This window comes from Streptomyces synnematoformans (genome assembly GCF_039531005.1).
Lineage (GTDB): Bacteria > Actinomycetota > Actinomycetes > Streptomycetales > Streptomycetaceae > Streptomyces > Streptomyces synnematoformans.
On sequence record NZ_BAAAPF010000569.1, the window covers coordinates 1 to 2245 of the forward strand.

At 75.6% G+C, this 2245-nt stretch carries 2 protein-coding genes; both read left to right on the top strand.

Annotation, left to right across the window (positions count from 1 at the left end; translation table 11 throughout):
• Window positions 1-282 precede the first annotated feature (282 nt).
• The gene (gene hisI, locus ABD317_RS36060) at window positions 283-660 is read left to right on the top strand and encodes a phosphoribosyl-AMP cyclohydrolase (protein ID WP_027753664.1); all 378 of its coding nucleotides are present in this window, start codon (window positions 283-285) and stop codon (window positions 658-660) included.
• The gene (locus ABD317_RS36065; RefSeq protein ID WP_344296133.1) at window positions 657-2225 is read left to right on the top strand and encodes an anthranilate synthase component I; all 1569 of its coding nucleotides are present in this window, start codon (window positions 657-659) and stop codon (window positions 2223-2225) included. The genes hisI and ABD317_RS36065 overlap by 4 nt, the downstream gene beginning before the upstream one ends.
• The last annotated feature ends 20 nt before the right edge of the window (window positions 2226-2245 follow it).

Below are 2245 nucleotides of genomic sequence, written 5' to 3' on the forward strand. Positions count from 1 at the left end.
CCCTGCGGCAGCGGCCCGCCCGCCTGCGCCCCGCCGCCGTCGCTCCCGCGCAGCGCGAAGAACGCGGCGACGGCCACGGCGACGAGCAGCACCGCGGCCGCCGCGACGGTGACGGCGGTCTGCGGGCCGCGGGGTCTTGCGGGCGGATCGGGTGGAGCGTTGGTCATGGGCGAAGCATGCCCTATCGACGCGTTCCGATGTACGGGAAGGGGCATCCCCGCCCGCGCGCGTCGTGCCGTCTGGCACGGTGGTGTGCCGGGCCGTGTTGGCACAATGGCCCCCATGACCGGCAACCGGCCTCCGCGCCCCTCCGACCTCGATCCCGCCGTCGCGGCGCGCCTGAAGCGCAACGCGGACGGCCTGCTGCCCGCGGTCGTGCAGCAGTACGACAGCGGCGAAGTGCTGATGCTGGCGTGGATGGACGACGAGGCGCTGCACCGCACGCTGACCACCGGCCGCGGCACGTACTACAGCCGCAGCCGCGCGGAGTACTGGGTGAAGGGCGAGACCTCCGGGCACGTGCAGCACGTGAAGTCCGTCGCGCTCGACTGCGACGCCGACACCGTGCTCGTCCGCGTCGACCAGACCGGCCCGGCCTGCCACACCGGCAGCCGCACCTGCTTCGAGGGCCGCGAACTGACCGTGGGCGGCGCCGAGTGACCGCCCCCGACCTGGAGACGTTCCGCACGCTGGCCAAGGACCGCCGCGTCATCCCCGTCGTGCGCCGGCTGCTCGCCGACGGCGACACCCCCGTCGGGCTGTACCGCAAGCTCGCCGGCGAGCGCCCCGGCACGTTCCTGCTGGAGTCCGCGGAGAACGGCCGCACCTGGTCGCGGTACTCGTTCGTCGGCGTGCGCAGCGCCGCCGCCCTCACCGAGCGCGACGGCCGGGCCCACTGGCTCGGCACCCCGCCCGTCGGCCTGCCCACCGAGGGCGATCCGCTGGCCGCGCTGCGCGCCACCGTCGAGGCCCTGCACACCCCGCGCGACCTGCACGAGCCCGCCCACGGCCGGGACGCGCTGCCGCCCTTCACCGGCGGCATGGTCGGCTACCTCGGCTACGACGCCGTGCGGCGGCTGGAGCGCGTCGGCGACAGCGCGCGTGACGACCTGCGGCTGCCCGAGATGACTATGCTGCTCACCTCCGACCTCGCCGTCCTCGACCACTGGGACGGCAGCGTGCTGCTCATCGCCAACGCCATCAACCACAACGACCTCGACACGGGAGTCGACGAGGCGTACGCGGACGCCGTCGCCCGCCTCGACGCGATGACCGCCGACCTCGCCCGCCCCGCCGCCGCGAGCGCGGCGCCGCTGCCGCCGGCCGCGCTGCCGGAGTACGGGGAGCTGTGGGGCGGCGCGGAGTTCCGGGCGGCCGTCGAGGACATCAAGGAGCGGATCAGGGCGGGGGAGGCGTTCCAGGTCGTGCCCTCGCAGCGGTTCGAGACGCCGTGCGCCGCGAGCGCCCTCGACGTCTACCGGGTGCTGCGGGCCACCAACCCCAGCCCGTACATGTACCTGATCCGGCTGCCCGACACCGGCGGCCCCGGCACCGCGGGCGGAGGGGGCGCGTTCGACATCGTCGGCTCCAGCCCCGAGGCGCTGGTCAAGGTCGAGGACGGCCGGGCGCTGCTGCACCCCATCGCGGGTACGCGCCCGCGCGGGGCCACGCCGCAGGAGGACGCGGCGCTGGCCGAGGAGCTGCTCGCCGACGAGAAGGAGCGCGCCGAGCACCTGATGCTCGTCGACCTCGGGCGCAACGACCTCGGCCGGGTCTGCGAGCCCGGCAGCGTCGAGGTCGTCGACTTCATGTCCGTCGAGCGCTACAGCCACGTGATGCACATCGTCTCCACCGTCACCGGCCGGCTCGGCCCCGGCCGTACCGCGTTCGACGTGCTCACGGCCTGCTTCCCCGCCGGGACGCTGTCGGGGGCGCCCAAGCCCCGGGCGCTGCAGATCATCGAGGAGCTGGAGCCCACGCGGCGCGGGCTGTACGGCGGCTGCGTCGGGTATCTGGACTTCGCCGGCGACGCGGACACCGCGATCGCGATCCGCACGGCGCTGCTGCGCGACGGCACCGCGTACGTGCAGGCGGGCGCGGGCATCGTGGCGGACTCCGACCCCGCGGCGGAGGACACGGAGTGCCGCAACAAGGCCGCCGCGGTGCTGCGGGCGGTGGCGGCGGCCGGGCACCTGACGCGCGGGGGCCGGGAGGCGGCGGGGTAGCCGGCGCCCGCGGGCGGCGT

Excerpts from the sequence above, each read along its gene's own strand:
- hisI (WP_027753664.1), top strand. The coding sequence starts at position 283 with ATGACCGGCAACCGGCCTCCGCGCCCCTCCGACCTCGATCCCGCCGTC.